Here is a 24,503-nt window from a genome sequence, read left to right on the forward strand (position 1 = left end):
AGTCCCGTTTTTTTGTTCATGATTTCGTTGCCACAAATTCCAATGCTTTATCTAGCAGCTTATTCTCTCTAGACAATCTAATCATCTAAGCGAGTTACTTGGGCGCCTTGAGCTGCATCTCAGGTAACGCTTTTTTCTTCGCCTTGACCTTACGAACCACAAACCAAATCAATAAGCCCAATAGAATAGCGACCACATTACCCACCGCAATAATGATCATACTGCGCTGTCTGTCATCTTCACGTTTTTGAAGGATCATCAACTCTGTTGCGATACGCTTCTGTTCAGCAAGAGCTTCTTCTTGAAGACGTCGTGACTCTGCTAAGTCGATATCTTCAACAACGCTGTACGACTGCTCGGTAATTGGAAAAATCAGCGGGCGCTGACTTGAAGCATCAGTGGCATAAACCATCCCTGACCAATTATAAATTCCTAAATCGCCATTATAAGGCACCTCTAAAGCGACTTTCATTGCGTCGACTTCAGCTTGCCCCTGCTTGTACATCACATATTCATCAGGAGCCTTGTGCTCAACATGAACCGCTAACGAGCTCGGTGCGATCATCCCCTGTTCACCAGACACCACAATAGTATGAGGTAAACCCTCTTTTCGTGATTGAATGAAGGTGCTAGTGATCGGTGTTGGGTAAACCAAGACTTCTTGCTCTTGCGCTCGCAGGAACACGCCATTACCAGAGGTAATACGCGCTCGGTATTTACCGGGCTCGATATCAATTGGCAAAGAGACAGTGAACACACCATCTCCGGCCTTTTCATCAAGATCAGCGCCATCATCGGCAAACTCGCCCATCACAACCGGCACCGGGCGCGCTTCTCTCACCAAAGACTCTTCGTTTTCAACAAACTTAGTAAAGGTAACCTTAAGCTTCACGCGATCGAGAAAATCGCGCAGCACCAGCGGCTTGCCATCAGAAGTCAGTCGAGCGGTAAATTTGATGCGCTCTGTTTGATACAACTTATCTGGGAACTCATTAGCATCCAAAACAAGATGAGACAGCAGCTTGATATTGTTCTTAGGGGAGACTTTACCTATCGCTTGCCAAGGGCCGGGCATCGGATTGTCGATAGAGATAATGTCCATGGACGATTCTTCGTACCAACGGACATTATCAGCATTGCGCCAAGAGTAGTATTTCTTGCCATCAGGGCGAACCAAAACGACAGGTTTAGAGTTATCGGCTCGATAAATCACAAAGGTGACTTGTTCAATACTGGGATCAACTCGAAAACGGTTGTCCAATAAACTCATTGCGGATTCTGTTGCTGCATGTAAGCCAAAACTTAACAGCAATAAGCAACCGGTAGCCAATACCCTTAACATACTTTCTCCCTACTGACGCCAGAGGCAGCTTCCGCTTTTCTCGACGAGATCTAAACGACTTTGATGCGCTTCTACTTCATCGGCCGTAGCTCGTAAAACCTTTAGGGATTTTCGACCACTTTCTACTCTTCGTATGCTTTCGGCTTCACCTTCCTGTTGACCAGCGTTAAATTGCAGCGAAGTTTGACCACCCGTCATCAATAAGTAGACGTCGGCTAGGATCTCCGCATCGAGCAATGCGCCGTGGAGAGTGCGGTGCGAGTTATCGATACCGTAACGGTCACATAAGATATCTAGGTTGTTTCTTTTACCTGGGAATATCTTCTTCGCCATTGCCAAGGTATCGGTAACTTTACAGTAGTCATCCGTTTTGCCTATCGCTGGGTTGAGCTTCTCAAACTCATAGTCCATGAAGCCCGTATCGAAGGGCGCGTTATGAGCCACCAGCTCCGCACCTTTGATAAAGTCGAGAAACTCTTTATGAATGTCTTGGTATTCAGGCTTATCAATCAAGAATTCATCGGTAATACCGTGAACGCCAATCGCCTCTTCTTGAATCGCACGATCGGGCTTGATGTAGACGTGGAAATGACGCCCGGTCAGCCTACGGTTGATGATCTCTACTGCACCAATTTCAACGATGCGGTGACCCATATAGTGAGGGCCACCTTCTGTATTCATACCGGTGGTTTCGGTATCGAGTACAACAATGCGCTTATTTTCGTTCGAACTGTTTTTTTCGTTCGTGCTTTGTTCTGGAGTGCTACTGGTATTCATAAGGATAACTGTGTCAGACTATGCCGATAATGTGCTTGAGGTAATAGTATCAAATCATGACGAAACAAGTTGAAATTTTCACTGATGGTTCTTGTTTAGGCAACCCTGGTCCCGGCGGCTATGGCATCGTACTTCGCTACAAAAAAGTCGAGAAGACGCTAGCAGAAGGTTTCACGCTAACAACCAATAACCGTATGGAAATGCTCGCCGCTGTCGTGGCTCTGCAAACCCTCAAAGAACCTTGCTCTGTGATTCTGACCACAGATAGCCAATACGTGCGTCAAGGCATCACACAGTGGATTCATAACTGGAAAAAGCGTGACTGGAAAACAGCCGACAAGAAACCGGTTAAAAATGCCGATCTGTGGCAAAGGCTCGATAAAGAAACCGCTCGCCATAACGTTGATTGGCGCTGGGTAAAAGGACACGCGGGACACAGAGAAAACGAAATGTGTGATGATTTAGCGCGAAATGCAGCGGAGAATCCGACTCTAGAAGATACGGGCTATCAACCAAGCTAATCGTCTTTTTAATTAGACGCACATTTCAGAAAGCGATTTATAATTTCTTAAACTAATTGACAATTTCTCAATCGAATTGATAGATGAAAAGCCGACAACTAATCGGCTTTTTCTGTTTTTAGCGGATATGACGCTTTGGCTGAATCCATTGTACGGCGCGTATTGGTTCTAAAACTTGCCCCAACAGGCGAGAAACGTCGCTTAAGGTGCCAATGTGGTTTGATGGGTTTTAGCGGGTAAGTACGCTTACGAGCAACAATAAAGTATTGGCTTCCGGCGAAGGATGCACAACCACCTAAGCTGTTCTCCAACCACGTCCACATCGCTTGATACTTACTCATCGGAAACAGCGCGTAGGTGTCACAATGAATTACTTCATAGTTAAGTACACCTAACCAGTCTTTAATTCGACTTGGCGTGTACATACGCCCACTCCAGGGTAAGCTGTTCTTTCGCCAAGGCATCAAACTGGCAAGCCCAGTGACACTGATTGGGTTGAAGCCGGTGATAATGATATAGCCATCGTCCATCATCACTCGATCGACTTCTCTCAATAAGCGATGCGGGTCATTGCTATAATCTAACTGATGACTCAACACTACAACATCAAAGCTTTTCTCCAAAAAGGGTAAATTATAGCCATCCGCTATCACATTATGTAATGGGTTCTGGATATCTAGGTTTACTTGATGTTGAATGTTGCATGTGCAGCTAGAAATCTCACTACTGAGGCCACCGAGCTTGAGCATATGGTAACCAAATAGCTTTGGGCACCACTCATCGAGTCGAGTTTGAATAGATTCTCTCAACCAGTCTCCATTGTGCAATTGCGCCCAAGTGTAAGGACGTTCAAACTTCTTTCTGCTACGTGCTGGCTTCATCAATAATCTGTCTCACTTATTCTGTCGCACTAATAGTGACTGGAGAACCAATAATGTTACATATCAAAAGCATACCTGCATTTAACGACAATTACATCTGGCTGATTCAAAATAGCGATCGCCGTTGTGCTGTCGTCGACCCTGGTGATGCGGCTCCAGTATTAGAGTACTTGGCACACCATGAGCTAACTTTAGATGCAATCTTGATTACACACCACCACCACGATCACATTGGTGGTGTTCCAGAACTCGTTAGACAATTTCCCGGCGTGGATGTTGTCGGTCCAAGGAATGAACCTATCCCTACCTTAACTCATCCGGTCGATGATGGTGATCAATTAGAACTGTTTGGCGAAGTATTCCTCGTCCTAGGGCTCAGTGGCCATACTGCGGGTCATATTGGTTATGTGGGCGATGCCAAACTGTTTTGTGGTGATGTGTTGTTCTCTGCGGGCTGTGGCCGAATCATGGAAGGCACACCACAACAGATGTTCGATGCACTGAATAAGATCACGGCTCTGCCTCAAGAAACCGAAGTTTATTGTGCACATGAGTACACTGCAGCCAATATCGCTTTCGCATTAGCCGTAGAGCCTGATAACCAACATTTGCAGCAATATCGCGACCAAGTGAACCGACTTCGCGCTCAAAATAAGTCGACCATCCCCACAAATTTGAGACAAGAGAAGTTTGTGAACCCCTTCCTGCGCTATACCGAGCCAAGTGTAGTGAAATCAGTGTCTAATCGCACCGAGCAGACCGATCCTTTATCGGTATTCACCGCTTTACGTGCGTGGAAGAACGAATTTTAACAAATACAGACTTGTCACTCATAGGGGGTGGCAAGTATTATCATCGGCCGTTAATTAAAAAGGCTGTAACATGCGAGTTAAGTACAGCTGGGCTTTGGTATTACTACTTTCTGGTTGCCAATTAACTCAGTCAGAGAATCCAGACCAAGCTTCCGAGCAAACCAACACATCTCCTACTAAAGAAGTTTCTCAAGCGAACGTTTCATCAGAAGCAACAGCCAAAGAAGATCAAAAAGTTGAAGCACCTGTCGTTACTCCACAAACACAAGAAGATGTTTGGAAACGCATTGCGATGCAACTTGAAATGGAAGTGCCAGACCAAAAGAAGGTCGACTACTACCGAACTTGGTATCTCAAGCACCCGAGTCATCTAAAAACAGTATCAAAGCGTGCTGAACCTTTCTTGTATCTGATCACGACTAAGATTGAAGAAAAAGGCTTACCACTAGAATTGGCACTACTACCCGTTGTAGAAAGCTCTTTCGATGCGTTTGCCTACTCTCATGGCAGTGCTGCTGGTCTATGGCAATTCATTTCAGGCACTGGCAAAGACTACGGGCTTGAACAGAACTTTTGGTATGACGGCCGCCGCGATGTTGCCGCCTCTACCGACGCCGCATTGGACTTCCTCTCAGATCTTAACCGACGTTTCGATGGCGACTGGAATCATGCGATTGCTGCCTATAACAGTGGTGGTGGTCGAGTAAACAGCGCAATCCGCAAGAACAAGAAGCTTGGCAAGCCAATCGACTTTTTCTCTTTGGACTTACCAAAAGAGACCAGCAGCTATGTACCTAAACTGCTTGCTCTAGCAGATGTCATTGCCAACCAAGAAAAGTATGGCATCGATATTCCGGCGATCCCGAATAAGCCAGTGCTGACTCTGGTTAACCCTGAAGAACAGCTTGATTTAGCCATTGCTGCGAACTACGCAGGCATTCCTGTCAAAGAACTTCAAGGTTACAACCCGGCTTACAACCAATGGGCAACGGCACCAGAGAAACACCAACAACTATTACTTCCTTTAGATTCAGTTGAGAAATTCAACAAAGAAGTCGCTGCCAATAAAGGCAAAGGCATGAAGTTGGTGCGTTACAAGGTTCAATCTGGTGACAGCATTAGCGTACTGGCAAGCAAATATAACACCACCAGCAAAGTGATCCGCTCTGCAAACGGTTTGAGCAACAACAATATTCGTATTGGCCAGCACTTACTTATCCCAACATCCACCAAAGACGACAAGACATACGCCCTAAGCGCCTCAAACCGCCTAGCAAGCACACAGTCGAAGAGTCGTGGTCAATATAAGCTCAGCCATACTGTAAGAAGTGGTGACAGCCTATGGACGATTGCACGCGCAAATAAGGTCTCTCATCAATCACTGGCTAAGTGGAATGGCATGGGACCACGCGACACGCTTAGAGTTGGTCAAGAACTGGTCATTTGGAAGAACGGCTCAGACGGCGCCATCATCCGTACGATCTTTTATAACGTAAGATCAGGTGACACAGTCAGCGGTATTGCATCAAAGTTCAAAGTAAAAAGTACAGATGTTGTAAAATGGAACACTTTGCAGAACAAAAAATACCTACAGCCAGGACAAAAACTGAAGCTGTATGTTGATGTAACTAAGGTAAGTGTATGAACCCGTCAAGTAACCCACTCGTCATGCTGTTGGATATATTCCGTTCGCCAACAGCTTGTTTCTTAGCGCTTTATCAACGAAGTGCTTGGGGATGGCAACCCTACGTCGTATTAATGCTCAGCCCATTTTTGTTTTGGGGTGCTTATTTTTCGAATGTAGATTTTGCATGGTTAAGTGCAGAGCTCTCGCAGCAACTGGCTCAAACGAACCCTGACCAATTGGCGTTACTTGACAGCAATACCTTACTCGCAAGTGAAATCATCAGCGACGTATTTGGCCGAACATTAACCATCGTTCTATTGGCATTCTGGTTTAACCTAGCAACCAAGCCAAGCCAACATCAGCACAGCTTTTGGCGATGGTTTGCAGCGGCATCGGTTGTTATATTCCCAGCTGTTTTAGGTGATGTAGCAAGCTACGCAAGCCTGATACTCAAGCATGGACATGTGATGAACTACGCTGCCGACTTGAACAGCTTAAATGGCTTGATCAAGTTACCGCTAACTAATGATTGGTCACAGTTTGCTAGCTCATTACCACTGCTTCTGCCATGGTACATCGTGCTAGGTTATGCTGCGGTATTAACGTGGACTGAGTTTGAACGCGGGCAAGCGCTTGTGATTTCAGGCTTACCATGGGTTGGCTACTACCTAATCTGGGCGCTCTACATTTTAATCTTTTAAGTAGAAGAGATAAGGCTAGCGAAGACTCTCTAGCCTATTGTTCCGTTAGATTTCCCAAGGTAACCACCGTGCGAATGGTTAAGTTCCAATGACTAATAGCTAATCACTATTTAGCCTTAAAGGTCACTCGCATAGGGTTATGATCAGAAGCGTCCGTAATGGGCGCTTTTGCTTTTTCTACCTCTAGCCCTCGATAGAACACATGGTCGAGCACCAGTCCTGTAATGAACTGAGTTCTGTTATCTGGCTCAAAGGCAACTTCCGTCAAACCAACCTTCTCCAACGCATCTTTCAATACAGCAAAGCGAGCTTCACTCCAGCTATTAAAGTCCCCAGCAAAAATAACCGGCCCACGATACTTTTGCAGATTGTCAGTTAAGCTCTTGAGCTGAGCCTCGTAATCTTCCGTACCAAAGGTAAAGTTCACAGCGTGGATATTAATCACAGCCAGCTCTTCGCCATTGTTTAGTTGGTAACGCGACCAAAGCGCCGATTTAGGCAGTTGAAGCCAAGGTTCTTCATGAGTATAAGCACAAGCTTCGATCGGTAAATGGGTTGCTAGGTTGAGTACCCCAGCACTTTGCTCAAAGGCCTCAAACGCATTAACACGTGTGCTTCCCCACTGTCCGCTCATTACCCATTGGCGAAGTCCTTCTGTCATACTAGCTTCTTGCAGCAAGACTAAATCGCTACCTGCCGACAGCTTATTTAACTCACTCTGCCAATTATTTCGGTTTTGCTTGTAGATATTCCACACCGTAATGTCTAAGCCATCAGACACATCAATCGCTTTCGGTGCAGAGTTTTGGTAGCAACTGTAGATGTCGTTACTGGTACTTTGAGAGGAAATGATCAGGTTGGGTTTATTCGGGATCACGAAGATAAAATGAAAACTAACGACAGCAAGCGTTATCAATAACGTGATAACAATGATGGTTTTCTTAAACATACAGCACCCTACCAGAGATGAAAAAGGAGCGATAAACGCTCCTTTTAGGGTAATAGTTTTTTTATACGGCGTCTTCGTCTTCTTCGCCAGTACGAATACGTACCACACGTTCAACTTCAGTAATGAAGATCTTACCGTCACCAATTTTACCTGTTTGAGCCGTCTCAATGATGGTATCAACACATTGGTCAGCCACTTCGTCGGTCACAACGATTTCTAGTTTCACTTTAGGTAAAAAGTCGACCATGTACTCTGCGCCGCGGTATAGCTCAGTATGACCTTTTTGACGTCCAAAGCCTTTAACTTCAGATACTGTCATACCCGTAATACCCACTTCTGCAAGTGCTTCACGTACATCATCAAGTTTGAATGGCTTGATAATGGCTTCAATCTTTTTCATGTTCATCCCTTAAACTGTGCGAATGGCTCATTATCGGTTAGCTATAGTAAACATTCAATGAAAAAAGCCAGAGCTTTAAAGCTCTGGCTCGAAATTTATCATCTTGTTTAATCAGCGCTTTGAGAAGGTTTTACTTAAGGCTTGCGTAGTAAGCGGCTAGATTCGCGATGTCTTCATCACTCAGCATTGAAGCTTGAGCCTGCATTACAGCGGCCAAACCGCCGGTGCGCTGGCCATTCTTATAGGCCTTAATTGATGAAGCGATGTATTGCTCGTTTTGACCTTTAAGGTTTGGATAGCCAGGGATCATTGCGATACCGTCTGCACCATGACATGCCGCACAGATTGCTGCTTTAGCTTGACCCGCAGCAACATCAGCCGCCAGAGCGTTACCACTCAATAGTCCAAATCCAAGAACTAATCCTAGTGTAATTTTCTTCATTGCATATTCCATTAATTATTTTTATTAAAGTGACGGTGAATTGTGACATAAACTTTTTCTACTTGCTCCAAAGCGCTTCACAATCTTGACCTTCGTAGTTTTTATCTACGAATAAGCCTAAAACAGCGATCACTCGATCGCCATCCATTAATATCGGCGTTCTGCGTCTTAACCAACTGGGTACTTGGTACTCTTGAAACAACTTCTTAAGCTTCCTGCTATGACCGCGCCCAACAGGGTGTGCTGACAATCCCTCAGGGTTAAATATCACTCGCAGTGTTCCTCTCGTTGTGTTGAGACTAAAATGTTGCGCATCACAGTGGTTAGATACACCATCACTCGCCGCTGAAGTTAAGTGTAGTTCCCCTAAACCGTCAGGCAAAACTAAGCTCTCTTCCATCGAGATATCACTTTGCCAGTTCGACAAGTCTTTGGTCTCTTTTACGACATGGAGCTGATGATTAAAACGTCTAACCTCAACCTCATTCAACACCAGCTTAGGGTTGGCGTCTGCCTGAGCACATGCCACCTCATCCCATATAAGTTTGAGCTGCTTTTGGCTCGGCATCGGTTGATTACAGCGGCTCAGCCACATTCTTAATAAGCGTGCACGCAGTAAATCAGAGTACTGAGATAATACCTCAATACTTAAGCTGTGCTTCTCAGTCAAAGCTTGTTGTAAGTGAGATTCTAACAACTCATCCAACAGTAACTCTTGCTCTGCACATAGCTGAGCACTACGACTGACCGATTCTCGAAAACTAGGCCAACGCTCGGTCAGTGTCGGAGTGACTTGATGACGAATAAAATTACGGTCAAAGCGAACGTCTTGATTACTCTCATCTTCTACCCAAGTTAAAGCCATATCGCGCGCCGCCACTTCAATATCCGTTCTCGTCACCGACAGCAGTGGGCGAACGATATGAGCACCTGAAAATGGCATCACTTTCGCCATTGAAGAGAGCCCTTTCGGACCACTGCCACGCTTAAGAGCTAACAAGAAGGTCTCGACTTGGTCATCGATGTGCTGGCCTGTCACTAACACATCACCTTGTCTAATATGCTTTTTAAGGGCTTGGTATCGCGCGTCTCGAGCCAGCTTTTCAACGCTTTCTCCACGGCTAATATCTAGCGAGACTCGTTCAATGAACAAGGATACCGACAAAGCATCACACCATGTTTTGCACTGCTCTGCCCAATAATCAGCATTGTTGCTTAAGCCGTGGTGAACATGTACCGCACAGCAATCGATGTGATGGGACTTAGCGAATTGGGCAGCCAACTCCAACAACACTCGTGAATCGACACCACCACTGAAAGCGACGATCAACCGACAAGGCTTAAGCGCGCTTTGATCAAGTACAGATGTGAAGGTATCAATTAAGTGTGTCATGAGGCTAATAAACCAAGAGATCGTGTGTTAAGGGATAATGTTTTAATAATAAAAAAGGGTTGGCACTGAGTCCAACCCTTTCATCATTTGTTCGTATAGCTAGCCTTATCGCTAAGGCAAGTTATCAGCAGTAGCCGTAGCTCATTAGACGTTGGTAACGACGCTCAAGCAGCGTTTCGTTATCAAACTGCTCTAGCTCTTCTAGCTGTTTAACTAACATGTCTTTCATGTTTTGAGCGGTTTGTGCAGGGTCGCGGTGCGCGCCACCTAGAGGCTCAGGAATGATTTCGTCGATAAGCTCAAGCTCTTTAAGACGAGGAGCAATCAGGCCCATCGCTTCAGCTGCTTGTGGTGCTTTATCTGAATCGCGCCATAAGATTGAAGCACAACCTTCTGGAGAGATTACTGAGTACGTAGAGTACTGAAGCATGTTCACGTAGTCACCAACACCAATCGCTAGTGCGCCACCAGAACCGCCTTCACCCACAACGTTACAGATAACAGGAACTGAAAGGCCAGCCATCACTTTTAGGTTTTTAGCGATAGCTTCAGATTGACCACGCTCTTCAGCACCAACACCTGGGTATGCGCCCGCTGTGTCGATGAAAGTAATAATAGGCATGTTGAAACGCTCAGCAGTTTCCATTAGACGTAGCGCCTTACGGTAACCTTCTGGCTTTGGCATACCAAAGTTACGGATCACTTTCTCTTTAGTCTCACGACCTTTCTGGTGACCAATAACCATAACAGGACGGCCATTTAGACGAGCCATACCACCCACAATAGCTTTGTCGTCAGCGTAAGCGCGATCGCCCGCCATCTCTTCAAACTCTGTGAATGCATGCTCCAGGTAATCTTTGGTGTAAGGACGTTGAGGGTGACGAGCAAGTTGAGCTACCTGCCATGCACCTAAGTCACTAAAGATTTTCTGTTTAAGCTCTAAGCTTTTTTTCTCTAGTTGTTCGATTTCTTTGTCTAGATCTACCGCTGTGTCACCACCGTGACGCGAAACGTCACGTAGCGCTTCGATTTTTGCTTCAAGTTCAGCGATAGGCTTTTCAAATTCTAGAAAGTTCAGGCTCATCTATGAATCCTTGTTGATTCAGCTCCGCATTCGCGAAGCTAAATTTTAGTTAAATTCGAGTTCTACTTGGCTATTTCCAAGCAGCTGTTTTAATTCGTCTAGTAATGTATCACTTGGCGTCACGCGCCATTCTGTGCCCAATGTTAACCGCGCTCTAGCGTCGGCACGCTGGTAGTATACATTGACTGGGACCGTTCCGGCTCTATAAGGTTCTAAGATTTGACTAAAGCGTTCAAAAAATTGACCGTTAATTTGGGATTGGTCGATAGATATCGACACCCCACGAGCATATTTCTCACGGGCGCTTCCTAAGTCCATGACCTCGCGCGCGGACATTTTAAGCCCGCCATTGAAATCATCAAAGCTGACCTGTCCGGAAACGACCACAATTTTGTCTTTTTCGAGCAATTCTGCGTAGCGATCGAGCGCATCCGAGAACAACATCACTTCCATTCGGCCCGAACGGTCATCAAGTGTCATCAAACCAATTCGCGTGCCGCGCTTCGTCGTCATTACTCTCGCAGCAATCACCAAGCCTGCAATTGTTAGTGATTGGTCACGACGCGTTGGCGTGGCATCTTTCAAACGACAGCTAGTGTATTTCGCTAACTCTTTGATGTAAGCGTTAACCGGGTGACCCGTTAAATACAAACCAAGCGTTTCACGTTCACCCTCAAGCCAAATCTTCTCAGGCCATTTAGGCACTTGGGTATACTTGTGTTCAACCTCTTCCGGAGCGTCGGTCAACACGCCAAACATATCAGATTGACCAAAAGACTCGGCATGGTGATGTTGACTCGCTGCCTTCACCGCATCTTTCAAAGATGCCATCATCGCCGCTCGGTGAGGACCTAATCTATCTAAGGCTCCGGATAGAATCAACTTTTCGATAACACGTTTATTAACCTTCTTCAGATCAAGACGTGCACAGAAGTCGAATAAGTCTTTAAAGTAACCACCTTTATTTCGCGCTTCAATAATCGCTTCAATAGGGCCTTCACCGACCCCTTTGATCGCACCGATGCCATAAACAATCGCGCCATCTTCATCCACGTTAAAGCGGTACAGACCCGAGTTGATATCTGGTGGTAAAAGCTTGAGCTTCATACGGAAACATTCATCAACAAGGCCAATAACCTTCTCGGTGTTATCCATATCTGCCGTCATTACCGCAGCCATAAATTCCGCTGGGTAGTGCGTTTTCAGCCATAGCGTTTGATAAGAAACCAGTGCATATGCTGCGGAGTGAGATTTGTTAAAGCCGTAGCCCGCAAATTTCTCTACCAAGTCAAAGATCTTCATGGCCAGCTCGCCATCAACACCATTGGCTTCAGCACCCTCTTTAAAGGTACCACGCTGCTTTGCCATCTCTTCTGGCTTTTTCTTACCCATCGCACGACGCAACATATCCGCTCCGCCAAGCGTATAACCAGCGAGGATCTGTGCGATTTGCATTACCTGTTCTTGGTACAGGATGATGCCGTACGTAGGTTCTAGTGTCTCTTTAAGCGATTCGTGCTGCCACGTTTCATCTGGGTATGAAACCGCTTCTCGGCCGTGCTTACGGTCGATAAAGTTATCTACCATGCCTGATTGCAGAGGACCCGGACGGAACAAGGCTACCAATGCGATAATATCTTCAAAACAGTCGGGCTGTAGACGTTTGATAAGGTCTTTCATACCACGCGATTCCAGCTGGAATACCGCGGTGGTTTCAGAATTTTGTAATAGGTTAAATGACGCTTGGTCATCAAGAGGAATCGACTCGATACGAACCGGTTCTTTCCCCTCTTTCTTCAAACGTGGATTCACTAGGCCTAACGCCCAGTCGATGATGGTCAGGGTACGCAGCCCCAAGAAGTCGAACTTAACCAAGCCAGCCGTTTCAACGTCATTCTTATCGAACTGCGTTACTGGGAAGTTACCTTCTGCGTCGGCATAGATTGGCGCAAAATCGGTGATCGTGGTGGGTGAGATAACAACACCACCTGCGTGCTTACCGGCATTTCGCGTACAACCTTCAAGGATGCGACACTTATCAATCAGCTCACGAACTTCTTCATCGCCATCGTAAAGCTCTGGCAATGCAGGTTCAGCAAGGAATGCTTTCTCTAGCGTCATACCCGGGTCTGGCGGTACAAGCTTTGAAATTCGATCGACGAAACCAAACGGGTGGCCCAATACACGGCCTACATCGCGGATTACCGCTTTTGCCGCCATGGTACCAAAGGTGATGATCTGAGAAACGGCATCACGACCGTACATTTCAGCCACGTGATCAATAACTTGGTCACGCTTATCCATACAGAAGTCGATATCGAAATCGGGCATGGATACACGTTCTGGGTTCAAGAAACGTTCGAAAAGTAGATCGTATTCAAGTGGATCGAGATCGGTGATATCCAAGGCGTAAGCGACTAGAGAGCCGGCACCAGAACCACGGCCAGGACCTACTGGCACATCGTTGTCTTTTGACCACTGGATGAACTCCATTACGATCAAGAAGTAACCTGGGAAACCCATGTTGTTAACAACTTCGAGCTCAATCTTGAGTCGCTCATCGTATTCCGGTCTGCGCTCAGCACGCACTTTTTCATCTGGGAATAGGAACGCTAGACGTCGCTCAAGGCCTTCTTCAGATTTCTTGATCAAGAAGTCTTCAATCGCCAAACCTTCCGTTGGGAAGTTAGGCAGGAAGTACTCGCCCAGACGAACCGTTACATTACAACGCTTAGCAATCTCAACACTGTTCTCAAGTGCTTCAGGAATGTCTGAGAACAGCTCACACATCTCTTCTTCACTACGTAGATATTGCTGCGCGCTGTAGTTCTTAGGGCGACGAGGATCGACCATAGTGAAACCATCATGGATCGCCACGCGGATTTCGTGAGCATCAAACAGGTCTTCAGTTAGAAAAACCACTTCGTTGGTTGCGACAACAGGCAGGTCTTCCTGTTCAGCAAGCTCTAACGCAAAGTGTAAGTATGACTCTTCATCTGGTCGTCCGGTACGAATCAGTTCCAAGTAAAAACGATCGGCGAAGTACGTTTTGTAAAACTCGACGCTGCTTGCAACCAAGTCACGGTTACCTTTCAGCAACGCCTTACCAATCTCACCTTCTTTGGCGCCCGATAGAATGATCAGGCCTTCTGCATTCTCAATTAGCCACTCTTTATCAATAACAGGCTGATGTTGAACATGACCACGAAGGTAAGCTTTTGAGATGAGTAACGTTAGGTTGTTATAACCTTTATTGTTCGTTGCGATAACGGTGAGCTTGGTCAACTCGTCACCGAATTCTGGAGACTGCATCAAGAAGTCAGCACCAATAATAGGTTTAACCCCACACCCATGGGCAGTACCGTAAAACTTCACTAAACCACACAGGTTGGTAAAGTCGGTCAATGCTAGAGCAGGCATACCCATTTCAGCGACTTTTTTAACTAATGGTGGCACCTTGGATAGGCCATCCACCATCGAAAAGTCACTGTGTACGCGTAGGTGAACAAATTTTGGATCTGACATTATTTTTCCTGAGTTCTAGGTTTGAGCCTAGGATTACAACTGTGTGTATTCTATTTTTTTCTAATACAAGTTAGCAACTTTATTCGATGCTAAGCTCTAGTTAACGTAAAGCTCTAATCTATACCAAGAATACGTTTTACTGGCTTAAAGCTCTTGCGGTAATGCTCGGTTACACCATGTTTTTCAATCGCTTCGAAATGCGCTTTGGTCGGGTAACCTTTATGCTTAGCAAAACCAAACTCTGGATGAAGTTTATCAAGATCTTCCATCTCTTGGTCACGAACGACTTTTGCGATAATAGACGCCGCACTGATTTCAGCCACTCGCAAGTCCCCCTTCACAATCGCAAGACCATCCATCGGCAGTTCTGGGACTCGGTTTCCATCTATCAACGCCATATCAGGTTGAACGCTCAACCCCGCGATAGCTCGCTGCATAGCAACCATCGTCGCTTGCAGAATATTCAACTCATCAATTTCTTGTGGAGAACAACGACCGACAGACCACGCCAAAGCTTTCTCTTTGATTTCAGGAAGTAACGCAAGACGCTTTTTCTCAGACAATTTCTTTGAGTCGTTCAAGCCTTCGATTGGGTTGTTTGGATCAAGGATAACCGCAGCGGTCACCACGTCGCCAACCAAAGGGCCACGCCCTACTTCATCCACGCCAGCAAACAGCTGGTAACCTTGCGGGTATTCAAATGGAGGAAGCTCTTTTTTTTCTTTTACTGCCATAACTAATCTCTTAATGTTCTGTAAATAAGCGCTTTATGCTTCAACAAAAGGTCGGTCAATCAATTTCAATACTGCGTTAGCGGCTTGTTTGTCTGCGTCTTTGCGGATCCAGTGATGCATCTCGGTAAAGCGTTTGATCAAGGCACTGTTATCGGCTGATAGCATTTTATCGACAGACGGGAACAAAAAGTCTGGGTGGCACTCTTCAAGAATATGCTCTTTCACGATCTCTTCACCAGCCAAAATATTCGGCAGTGACACAAACTCAGTGATCGCCAATTTCTTAACAATGTACCCCGTCAGCTTATTTACTTTGTAACCAACCACCATAGGGCGTTTAAGCAACATACATTCAAGAGCCACGGTACCTGAAGCCAAGAGCACAGAATCAGCGGCGGTAATCACGTTGGTTGCCGTATCTTCGACTAACGTGAATTCAAGCTCAGGTGCGGTCGATTGCCAGATTTCAGTAAACTGCTTTTTACGCTGCTCGTTAACGAGCGCAACAACAAAATTGATATCCGGATACTTCTGCTTGATACGTTGGCAAGTTTCGATAAATGGCTGAGCAATCAAACCCATCTCACCACCACGACTACCCGGTAATACGGCTAACCACTGCTTGTCTTGATCAAGACCTAACAGCTCTCGAGCATCTTGTTTACTAGGCTCTAAAGGAATCGCGTCTGCCAACGTGTGACCAACAAACTCACAGGCAACGTTATATTTATCGTAGAACGCTTTTTCGAACGGCAAGAAAGCCAAGACTAAGTCGGTTGCTTTGTCGATTTTAAAGATACGCTTTGGACGCCAAGCCCACACTGAAGGGCTCACGTAATGCACCGTTTTGATACCAGCGTTCTTAAGGTCTAACTCAAGCCTTAGGTTGAAATCGGGCGCGTCGATACCGACAAAGACATCGGGTGGATTTTGAGTGAAATACTTAACCAGCTCTGCTTTTACTTTTAACAAGCGAGGTAAACGGCCAAGCACTTCAACTAAGCCCATAACGGCCAGCTCTTCCATCTCGAAAAGAGACTCACAACCAAGGGCTTTCATTTTCGGCCCGCCAATGCCAACGAACTCTGCATTCGGGTATTGTGATTTGATCGCTTTGATAAAGCCTTCACCAAGCGTATCGCCAGACAGTTCGCCGACAACAATGCCTACGCGCAATGGTTCATTCGAAACGAAGTCCGAGCTATTGGTTGCTGCTTCTTGCTGTGCCATAGTTTTTCAATTCCCTTGTTGCCTAAAACAAAAAAGACCGCCTAACGAGTAGCGATCTTTTTGTTATACCATTCTGATGAAGTAGTTATTGCCATACTCACATTGATTGGTACATAACCATATCGAGTATTAACGAATAATACCGCGCTCAGAGTTCTCTAGCATTTCAAGCATAGGCGCTACCGAAGTAAACTCTTTTGCCATTTCAACTAAAGCCACTTTCGCTTCTTCAAGTGTTTTACCTGAACGGTATAACTCTTTGTACGCCTTCTGTAGTGCACGAATTTCAGGTTTTTCAAATCCGTTACGCTTCAAACCTACTAGATTAAGACCGAATGGAGCCGCGTGGTTACCCTGTGCAAGCACGTACGGCAGTACATCTTGAACAACTGCAGAACAACCACCAATGTATGCGTAAGCACCAATTGAGCAGAATGGGTGAATCGCAGAAAGTGCCATAACACCAGCGTAGTCGCCAACCGTTACATGACCGCCAAGAATAGCGTTGTTACCAATGTGAGTGTGGTTACCAACAATAACATCGTGCGCTACGTGAGCATTAACACAAAGTAAGTTGTCATCACCAATCACTGTGGTTGCTTTGTCTTGAACCGTACCACGATGGATTTGAACCGCTTCACGAATTACGTTGCGATCACCGATTACAACTGTTGTGTCTTCGCCGCCGTATTTCTTATCTTGGTTTTCTTCACCGATAACAGCGTGTGGGAAGATACGATTTTCTTTACCAATGGTTGTGTGACCTTTGATCACAACGTGCGACATCACTTCAGTGTCGTCACCAATTGTCACATTACCAGCAATGTAAGTGAAAGGCCCAACCGTCACGTTAGCACCGATAGTTACATCACCTTCGATTACTGCTGCCGGGTGAATTTTCGCTGTTTCATGAATCATATTAAAACTCTCTACGAGCACATTTAAGTTCAGCTGAACATACAACTACGCCGTCAACCTTAGCAACACCATTAAACGATGCGATGCCACGACGTTCTTTTAAGAATTCAACTTCGATAACCAGTTGGTCACCTGGTACTACTGGCTTACGGAATTTAGCTTTATCTACGCTAGCAAAGTAGTACAACTCGTTGCCAGAAGGCGCACCGAAAGATTTGAATGCTAGAAGGCCTGTTGCTTGTGCCATTGCTTCTAAGATCAACACGCCTGGGAATACAGGAAGCTGAGGGAAGTGGCCTGTGAACTGAGGTTCGTTAACAGAAACATTCTTAATTGCGGTCAGTGTTTTTTCTTTTTCAAAGCTAGTCACACGATCAACCATTAAGAATGGGTAGCGATGAGGTAGTAGTTCCTGAATTTCAGTAATGTTCATCGTTGTCTGTTCAGTAGTCAAAGTCGTATTCCTATGTATATTCTTTATTTAATTAGAAGGATTATAAACGAAAAAGACTCGCTGTACGCGAGCCTTTTATTAGAAATGCTGGAATTATGATTCCGCGCTCTTCTCAATAAGTTTTTCAACGGTTTTCAAACGCTTGTTCATTTCATCAATACGATGAACTCGCATCGCTGTTTTACGCCAGTCTTTATTTGGCTGTAAAGGAATACCCGAAGAGTACATGCCTTTCTCAGTGATGCTGCGCATTACCATCCCCATACCGGTGATTGTAACGCCGTCAACGATTTCAATGTGACCATTAATCACACAACCACCACCAATAATACAGTACTTACCTATCGTCGTGCTGCCTGCAATGATAGTACCACCAGCAAGAGCTGAACCATATCCGATGTGAACATTGTGAGCAATCTGGAGTTGGTTATCTAGGATAACGTTGTCTTCGATGATTGTGTCATCTAATGCGCCGCGGTCGATGGTAGTACACGCGCCAATTTCTACGCGGTTACCAATGCGAACAGAGCCGACTTGCGGGATCTTAACCCATTCGCCTTTCTCGTTCGCATAACCAAAGCCATCAGAGCCAATAACAGTACTTGATTGGATCAGACATGCTTCACCAATCACAACTTCATGGTAAACACTTACGTTAGCCCACAGCTTAGTGCCTGCGCCAATTTTTGCATTTTTACCAATAAAGCAACCAGCACCGATGATCACATCATCACTAAGTACTACACCAGACTCAATCACAGCGTTCGCACCAATAGACACATTTTGTCCAATAGTTGCATCGCTAGAGATTGAAGCAGAATCAGCAATAGCCGCTGCGGGAGCAGGAGTAGTATCAAGCGCTTGAGCAACCTTAGCAAAAGCAACGTAAGGGTCACTAACCACAATAACGTTGGTCTTACACAATTCGCGCTCACTCTCTTTAACCATAATAGCGGACGCTTTACAGTCACCTAGGTGCTTGCTGTACTTCACGTTAGAAAGGAACGTAATGTTACCTTCTTGCGCTTTATCCATAGGAGCGACTGCTGAGACGGTAATCGTACCGTCTCCGTGTAGCTCTCCCCCAGTAATCGTTGCCAATTCGGCTAAAGTCAGGTTCTTCATAAAACTTATTTCAGTGATTTAATTACTTGCTCAGAGATGTTGTATTCAGGCTTACCGTATTGTAGAGCTTGAATATCAACGATCATGTCGTAGCCTTCTTTCTCTGCAACTTTAGTTACAGCATCTTGAATCACTTTGAACAGCTTCTGCTTCTCTTGTGCTTCACGACGTTGACTTGCTTTTTCTAATGCTTGAGCTTTGATTTTGTACTTGCTGTCTAGTTGGCCAACTTCGATACGAAGCTTCTCAACTTCTTCAGGACCTAGTAGCTCGCCATCACGCTTAAGCTTTTCAATCTTGGTTTTCGCTTCAGCTTGAATGCTCTGTAGCTCAGCCGCTTTATCTTTGAACTCTTCCTGCATTTTTTGAAGAACAACTTCACGCTGAGGTAGAGCCTGGAATACTTGTGCAGTGTTTACATAACCCACTTTTTGCGCAGCTTCAGCAGCTGTTGCAAAGAAAGAAGAGCTAAGAACTACAAGGCCTAAACCTGCTGCTTTAATCATATTTTTCAAAATATTGTCCTTTAAATATTAGAAAGTTCTACCAATGGTAAATGTGAAGAACTCTTCATCATCACCTTCGTAAACTTTAATTGGTTTCGCTAGAGAGAAAACCAGTGGGCCCATTGGTGACATCCATTGAAGAGCGGCACCATAAGATGAACGGTAATTTGTTGGGTCAGAGTAATCGTAGTAGTACTGGCTGCCACTATTTGGTGCGCCGCGGTCTACGAACTCTGTGTCCCATACACTTGCCATGTCGAAGAAAACACTGGTTCGAATCTGGCTGCGCGCTTCATCAGAAGCAAACGGCGTTGGTACAATTAACTCTAAGCTTGCTAAGGCAACCGCGTTACCACCCACTGAATCATCAGTAGCGGTATCATAGGTTGGGTTGTTACCTGTGCTGCTTCCGTAAACGGCTTTCGGGCCAGCTGAGTTAGAACCAAAGCCACGTAGGGTTGTAAAACCACCTGCGTAGTAGTTCTCGTAGAATGGGAACAAGTTATCGTTACCATCTGTTTGACCATAACCATTACCATAGCCTAATCGGCCGCGCATCAATAGTGTGAACTCATGCTTTTTGGTCAGCGGGATGTAATGTTTTACATCGTACTGCATTTTGAAGTACTGAGCATCAGAGCCTGGTACCGTCATTTTAGCGAAAGCACGTTGGTGGTTACCCTCAGTTGGGAAGAAACCACGGTTCAAATTGTTACGCGTCCATGAAATATTGATATCGAAGTCATCGGTTAAGATGTGCTCGTCACCGTATTGGTCGATACTTCTCGCGAACTGTTCAACTTGGATATAAGTCGGTACGTTACCGATCTTGTTGTGCGTATAGCCCACACCAAACTCGATACGGTTCAGCTCATCCATAGGGAAACCCCATGTTAGGCTGGTACCGTAACTTTGGTTGGTATAGTCGACGATGCCCGCTTCAGAGGCTTCAAATTCGTTGTAGAAGATCTTACCGCCTAAGCTCACACCATCAAGGTTCCAGTATGGGTCACGGTAGTCTAAGCTCACGTTCTTTTGGTAATCATTCATCATGGCACTTACGCCAACACGGTTACCTGAACCTGCAAAGTTATCTTGTTGCAAACCAACTTGGAAACTAACACCTGATTCAGTACCGTAGCCAACACCAAAGTTGATACTGCCTGAGTTCGCTTCCTTAACGTTGTAAACCAAATCAACTTGGTCTTCACTGCCAGGAACACGCACTGTTTGTACATCAACCGTTTCAAAGAAACCTAAACGGTTAAGACGGCTCTTACCGGTATCAATGGACTTAGAGTTAAGCCAGCTGCCTTCCATTTGACGCATTTCACGACGCAGTACTTCGTCTTTCGTTGAGTTGTTACCCGTGAATCGAATATCACGAACATAGATACGGCTGCCCGCTTCTACATTGATAACCAACGATACTTCTTTGGTCTCATCGTCAAATTCAGGAATCGTGCGAACTTGTGGGTACGCGTAGCCAGATTCACCAAGAATTCGTTTTACGTTCTCTTCCAAAGACGTTACCGAAGAACCGTTGTACGTATCGCCGTCTTCGAATGGCACTAACGCTTCGAAGTCAGCCTCACGACCGATTAATTCACCACGGAAAGAGACATCTTTAACGGTGTAGGCTTCGCCTTCATCGAGGCCAAGCGTGATGTAAACACCTTTTTTGTCTGGAGAGATCGCCACCTGCGTAGAGTCAACCTTAAACTTAAGGTAACCACGGTCAAGGTAGTAAGATTTCAGCGCTTCGATATCACCGGCTAATACTTGCTTTTGGTATTTTTCATCCGCAAGGAAATTCCACCATGCAACATCAACATTCAGATTGAAACGACTAAGCAGTTCAGAGTCAGAGAAGACTTCATTACCGATAAAGTTGATTTGCTGAATCTTAGCGGATACGCCCTCAGTAAACACAAACTTAAGGTCAGAACGGTTACGTGGCAGAGGTGTCACAACCGCTTTTACTGTCGCGTTGTACTTACCAACACTGTAGTAAAAATCTTCAAGGCCTTTTTCAATGTTACTCAGCGTAGTACGGTCAAGGGCTTCACCTTCACGAACACCAGACGCATCTAGGTTCTGCTGAAGCTGTTCTTCTTTAATCGCTTTATTACCAGAGAATGAGATGCTTGCGATGGTCGGTCGTTCTTGAACTTGAACAATCAATACACCTTCATCACGAAGTACTTTAACGTCCTCAAAGTTGCCCGAAGCATACAATGCACGAATGATCTCAGACACATCGCTTTCATCCACTTCATCGCCAATACGTACTGGCATTTTCAGTAGAGCTGCACCAAGTGCAACACGCTGTAAACCTTCGATCTTGATATCTTGAACTACAAAGTTTTGTGCTCCGTTCGCAGCCACACTAGTGGCCAATAGACTTGCGAACAGAATTTGCTTAATCGCCATACTTATTCTAATTATTCCTTGCTACTACCAATGCCTGTGAGAAACCATTCACAGACGAGTAAAATCGTTAAATATTGCCAGAGCCATCAATGAGAAGAGGATTGCCCCTCCCACTCTGTATCCCATTTCCTGAACTTTCTCAGGTACCGGTTTACGAGTAACGGCCTCAATAGCGAAAAACAGCAAATGTCCGCCATCAAGCATAGGCAGCGGAACCAAATTAATAATCCCTAAGTTAACACTAATCAGAGCCAAAAAGCCCAAGAAGTAAACCAGACCATAATCGGCGGTTGTACCTGCACCTTTAGCGATTGAAATAGGGCCACTCAAGTTGTTTAAGCCAACATCACCAACGATGAGCTTCTTAAGCATTGTCAGTGTCAATCCAATGATTTGACCTGTTTTATCAAATGCTTTTCCTACAGACTCAATTACACCAAATTGTAACTCAAAGCGATAATCTTCTGGCCATTCTGCGACTTCCGGAGCAATACCTGCATAGCCGATTGTCGAACCATCAGAAAGCTCTCGACTTTTTGGTGTCATAACCAATGACTGCTCGGCACCATTTCGCAATACGACCAAGTCCAATGATGTCATTGGATTAGCACGAATTAACTCAACAACCGACTGCCACTGTTCAATAGGTTGCCCGTTAATCTCAACAATTTTATCGCCAGCTTCAAGACCTGCATCGTATGCAGCGCCATCATCAATGATTTGAGCCAGTACGGTCGATATCTCTGGAGAATACGGTCTAAAGCCCAGCGTTGTCATTGCAGATTCAGTTTCTGGGTTGAACGACCAGTCTGAAATATCCAATGTCATTTGTTGCTCAAAGCCGATGTCGTCTTGAGAAGCAACCGTCACTGTCATGGATTGATCACCAATGTGCGATATCAACCCCATATTGACTGATTCCCAATCTGCGGTTTTGATTCCTGAAATAGATTTAAGTTCCATTCCAGTTTCAATTCCGGCTTGTGCAGCAATAGATTGTGGAGTGACTTCACCAATCACGGGCTTAACCGCGGGTACGCCAATCAAAAATACTAACCAATACGCGAACACCGCAAAGATAAAGTTGAATGCAGGGCCTGCACCCACAATCGCCGTTCGTTTCCAAAGCGGCTTCTTGTCGAAAGCGTATTGCTGTTGATCTTCAGAAAGATCGTCAACACGACCATCGAGCATCTTAACGTAGCCGCCCAGTGGAATCACTGACAAGCTGTATTCAGTACCATCACGGCCCACTTTACTCCAGATTGATTTACCAAAACCAATCGAGAATTTTTCAACTTTCACACCACAACGACGAGCGACCCAGAAGTGTCCAAACTCATGAACAGCAACCAGAATGCCAAGCGCTACGATAAAAGATGCGAAGTTCCACAGAATTCCACTCATGCTAGCTGCTCTTTAATAAATTGAATGGCTATTTGACGAGACATATTATCGAGCTCGAGAAGGCTTTCCAAGCTATCTAAACCCTCAGAGTTATGTTGTTCACATACTTTGCTCATAACGTGTTCGTTAATGACAGCAATATCGGTAAACTTCACCTGATTGTTCAAGAAAGCATCGACCGCGATCTCGTTTGCTGCATTAATGGCTGTTGTCGCATGCTGACCTAAGTAGCACGCTTCAATCGCTAACCTCAAACACGGGTAACGACTGAAATCTGGTTCTAAGAAGGTAAGCTCACCCACTTTAGTAAAGTCTAAAGGCTTAACACCCGCCTCGGTACGATTAGGGTAAGACATCGTCAAAGCGATTGGCGTTGCCATATCTGGTTCGCCCATTTGAGCAAGCACAGAGCCATCCTTGTACTGAACCATCGAGTGAATCACAGACTGCGGGTGAATGATGACCTTTAACTGCTCCTGAGAAGCATTAAATAGCCATTTCGCTTCAATGTACTCTAGCCCTTTATTCATCATAGTCGCAGAATCGACAGAGATCTTAGGCCCCATAGACCAGTTAGGGTGTGCAATTGCGCGTTCAGGAGTCACTGATTCGAGTTCAGCCACATCGGTATAACGGAAAGGACCACCAGAACCAGTCAGAAGAATATGGTTAATGCCGTTTTCTTCAAGGTTACAGCGGCCTAGGTTAGTTTGTACGTTCTGCGGAAGGCATTGGAAAATAGCATTATGCTCGCTATCGACAGGAAGCAGCTCTGCACCGTATTTTTCCACGGCGTCGATAAACAACTGCCCAGACATCACCAAAGCTTCTTTGTTTGCAAGCAAGATACGCTTGCCCGCTTTAACCGCAGACATAGTAGGAAGTAAACCAGCGGCACCAACAATCGCGGCCATTACCGTGTCCACTTCCTCTAGAGAAGCAACCTGACACATGCCTTCAGTGCCTGAAAGTACTTTTACGTTAGGGTAACTCACGGACAACACTTCAGTCAGTTGAGACGCTGCATCAGAGCAAGCCATAGCAACATAGCTTGGTTGCCACTTTTCAACTAACGCCAGCATCTTTTCAACATTCGAGCCTGCAGCCAGTGCAACCACTGAATAGAGATCTGGGTTTTGCTCAACGACTTTTAGTGTACTTGCACCAATTGAGCCGGTAGCGCCAAGGATAGTTAGATTTCGCATCACATATGACCGTAGAAATGTAATAAAGGGCAGAATC

General features: G+C 45.4%; 22 protein-coding genes. 4 read left to right on the top strand and 18 right to left on the bottom strand.

What is annotated here, in order from left to right; all coding sequences use genetic code 11:
- Window positions 1-94 precede the first annotated feature (94 nt).
- Window positions 95-1,342 (bottom strand): TIGR03503 family protein, encoded by a 1,248-nt coding sequence (locus AB4185_RS17370; RefSeq protein WP_102428241.1) that lies wholly within the window; start codon window positions 1,340-1,342, stop codon window positions 95-97.
- Between the two features lie 9 nt (window positions 1,343-1,351).
- Window positions 1,352-2,119 (bottom strand): DNA polymerase III subunit epsilon, encoded by a 768-nt coding sequence (gene dnaQ / locus AB4185_RS17375; protein ID WP_017060722.1) that lies wholly within the window; start codon window positions 2,117-2,119, stop codon window positions 1,352-1,354.
- Between the two features lie 56 nt (window positions 2,120-2,175).
- Between dnaQ and rnhA the strand changes: the two genes are divergently transcribed.
- Window positions 2,176-2,640 carry a ribonuclease HI gene (rnhA, locus tag AB4185_RS17380; RefSeq protein WP_017063376.1) on the top strand — a complete coding sequence of 155 codons (465 nt, stop codon included), beginning with the start codon at window positions 2,176-2,178 and terminating at the stop codon, window positions 2,638-2,640.
- A gap of 98 nt (window positions 2,641-2,738) precedes the next feature.
- Here the strand turns inward: rnhA and AB4185_RS17385 are convergent, their stop codons facing one another.
- Window positions 2,739-3,521 (bottom strand): class I SAM-dependent methyltransferase, encoded by a 783-nt coding sequence (locus AB4185_RS17385; RefSeq protein WP_017060724.1) that lies wholly within the window; start codon window positions 3,519-3,521, stop codon window positions 2,739-2,741.
- Between the two features lie 53 nt (window positions 3,522-3,574).
- Between AB4185_RS17385 and gloB the strand changes: the two genes are divergently transcribed.
- From gloB to AB4185_RS17400, 3 genes are all read left to right on the top strand, one after another.
- Complete coding sequence (gene gloB, locus AB4185_RS17390; RefSeq protein WP_017060725.1) at window positions 3,575-4,333, top strand: hydroxyacylglutathione hydrolase; 759 nt, start codon at window positions 3,575-3,577, stop codon at window positions 4,331-4,333.
- A 70-nt stretch (window positions 4,334-4,403) separates the two neighbouring features.
- The gene (locus AB4185_RS17395; protein WP_017063374.1) at window positions 4,404-5,978 is read left to right on the top strand and encodes a LysM peptidoglycan-binding domain-containing protein; all 1,575 of its coding nucleotides are present in this window, start codon (window positions 4,404-4,406) and stop codon (window positions 5,976-5,978) included.
- Window positions 5,975-6,661 carry a YIP1 family protein gene (locus tag AB4185_RS17400; RefSeq protein WP_017060727.1) on the top strand — a complete coding sequence of 229 codons (687 nt, stop codon included), beginning with the start codon at window positions 5,975-5,977 and terminating at the stop codon, window positions 6,659-6,661. Before AB4185_RS17395 ends, AB4185_RS17400 begins: the two co-directional genes overlap by 4 nt.
- Window positions 6,662-6,767: 106 nt before the next feature.
- Here AB4185_RS17400 and AB4185_RS17405 read toward each other — a convergent pair whose 3' ends face one another.
- The 15 genes from AB4185_RS17405 to ispC all read right to left on the bottom strand — a co-directional run bounded on the left by AB4185_RS17405 (window position 6,768) and on the right by ispC (window position 24,466).
- Window positions 6,768-7,610, bottom strand: coding sequence for an endonuclease/exonuclease/phosphatase family protein (locus tag AB4185_RS17405; RefSeq protein WP_017060728.1), 843 nt, complete (start codon window positions 7,608-7,610; stop codon window positions 6,768-6,770).
- A 61-nt stretch (window positions 7,611-7,671) separates the two neighbouring features.
- Window positions 7,672-8,010 (bottom strand): nitrogen regulatory protein P-II, encoded by a 339-nt coding sequence (glnB, locus tag AB4185_RS17410; protein WP_017063373.1) that lies wholly within the window; start codon window positions 8,008-8,010, stop codon window positions 7,672-7,674.
- Window positions 8,011-8,140: 130 nt separating this feature from the next.
- Window positions 8,141-8,452, bottom strand: a complete 312-nt coding sequence (locus AB4185_RS17415; protein ID WP_372135703.1) for a cytochrome c — start codon at window positions 8,450-8,452, stop codon at window positions 8,141-8,143.
- 58 nt (window positions 8,453-8,510) lie between these two features.
- Window positions 8,511-9,845, bottom strand: a complete 1,335-nt coding sequence (gene tilS / locus AB4185_RS17420) for a tRNA lysidine(34) synthetase TilS (protein WP_017060730.1) — start codon at window positions 9,843-9,845, stop codon at window positions 8,511-8,513.
- A 124-nt stretch (window positions 9,846-9,969) separates the two neighbouring features.
- Entirely contained in the window at window positions 9,970-10,929 is a 960-nt protein-coding gene (gene accA, locus AB4185_RS17425; protein ID WP_017060731.1) for an acetyl-CoA carboxylase carboxyl transferase subunit alpha, read from the bottom strand.
- A 45-nt stretch (window positions 10,930-10,974) separates the two neighbouring features.
- Window positions 10,975-14,454 (bottom strand): DNA polymerase III subunit alpha, encoded by a 3,480-nt coding sequence (dnaE, locus tag AB4185_RS17430; RefSeq protein WP_136982700.1) that lies wholly within the window; start codon window positions 14,452-14,454, stop codon window positions 10,975-10,977.
- Between the two features lie 113 nt (window positions 14,455-14,567).
- Complete coding sequence (gene rnhB, locus AB4185_RS17435) at window positions 14,568-15,188, bottom strand: ribonuclease HII (protein ID WP_017063371.1); 621 nt, start codon at window positions 15,186-15,188, stop codon at window positions 14,568-14,570.
- Between the two features lie 33 nt (window positions 15,189-15,221).
- Window positions 15,222-16,418: a lipid-A-disaccharide synthase gene (lpxB, locus tag AB4185_RS17440; protein ID WP_017066406.1), complete on the bottom strand. Its 1,197-nt coding sequence runs from the start codon at window positions 16,416-16,418 to the stop codon at window positions 15,222-15,224.
- 129 nt (window positions 16,419-16,547) lie between these two features.
- Window positions 16,548-17,336 carry an acyl-ACP--UDP-N-acetylglucosamine O-acyltransferase gene (gene lpxA, locus AB4185_RS17445; RefSeq protein ID WP_017066405.1) on the bottom strand — a complete coding sequence of 263 codons (789 nt, stop codon included), beginning with the start codon at window positions 17,334-17,336 and terminating at the stop codon, window positions 16,548-16,550.
- 1 nt (window position 17,337) lies between these two features.
- Window positions 17,338-17,790, bottom strand: coding sequence for a 3-hydroxyacyl-ACP dehydratase FabZ (fabZ, locus tag AB4185_RS17450; protein ID WP_009847408.1), 453 nt, complete (start codon window positions 17,788-17,790; stop codon window positions 17,338-17,340).
- 93 nt (window positions 17,791-17,883) lie between these two features.
- Window positions 17,884-18,915 carry a UDP-3-O-(3-hydroxymyristoyl)glucosamine N-acyltransferase gene (gene lpxD / locus AB4185_RS17455; protein WP_372135704.1) on the bottom strand — a complete coding sequence of 344 codons (1,032 nt, stop codon included), beginning with the start codon at window positions 18,913-18,915 and terminating at the stop codon, window positions 17,884-17,886.
- A 5-nt stretch (window positions 18,916-18,920) separates the two neighbouring features.
- On the bottom strand, window positions 18,921-19,421 hold the full coding sequence (locus AB4185_RS17460) for an OmpH family outer membrane protein (protein WP_017063367.1): 501 nt from the start codon (window positions 19,419-19,421) through the stop codon (window positions 18,921-18,923).
- A 27-nt stretch (window positions 19,422-19,448) separates the two neighbouring features.
- Window positions 19,449-21,854, bottom strand: coding sequence for an outer membrane protein assembly factor BamA (gene bamA / locus AB4185_RS17465; protein WP_017060735.1), 2,406 nt, complete (start codon window positions 21,852-21,854; stop codon window positions 19,449-19,451).
- Between the two features lie 48 nt (window positions 21,855-21,902).
- Entirely contained in the window at window positions 21,903-23,261 is a 1,359-nt protein-coding gene (gene rseP / locus AB4185_RS17470) for a sigma E protease regulator RseP (protein ID WP_017060736.1), read from the bottom strand.
- Window positions 23,258-24,466, bottom strand: a complete 1,209-nt coding sequence (gene ispC, locus AB4185_RS17475) for a 1-deoxy-D-xylulose-5-phosphate reductoisomerase (protein ID WP_017060737.1) — start codon at window positions 24,464-24,466, stop codon at window positions 23,258-23,260. Before ispC ends, rseP begins: the two co-directional genes overlap by 4 nt.
- Window positions 24,467-24,503 lie beyond the last annotated feature (37 nt).

The sequence above is a fragment of the Vibrio sp. 10N.286.48.F5 genome, from assembly GCF_041469785.1.
Lineage (GTDB): Bacteria > Pseudomonadota > Gammaproteobacteria > Enterobacterales > Vibrionaceae > Vibrio > Vibrio crassostreae_C.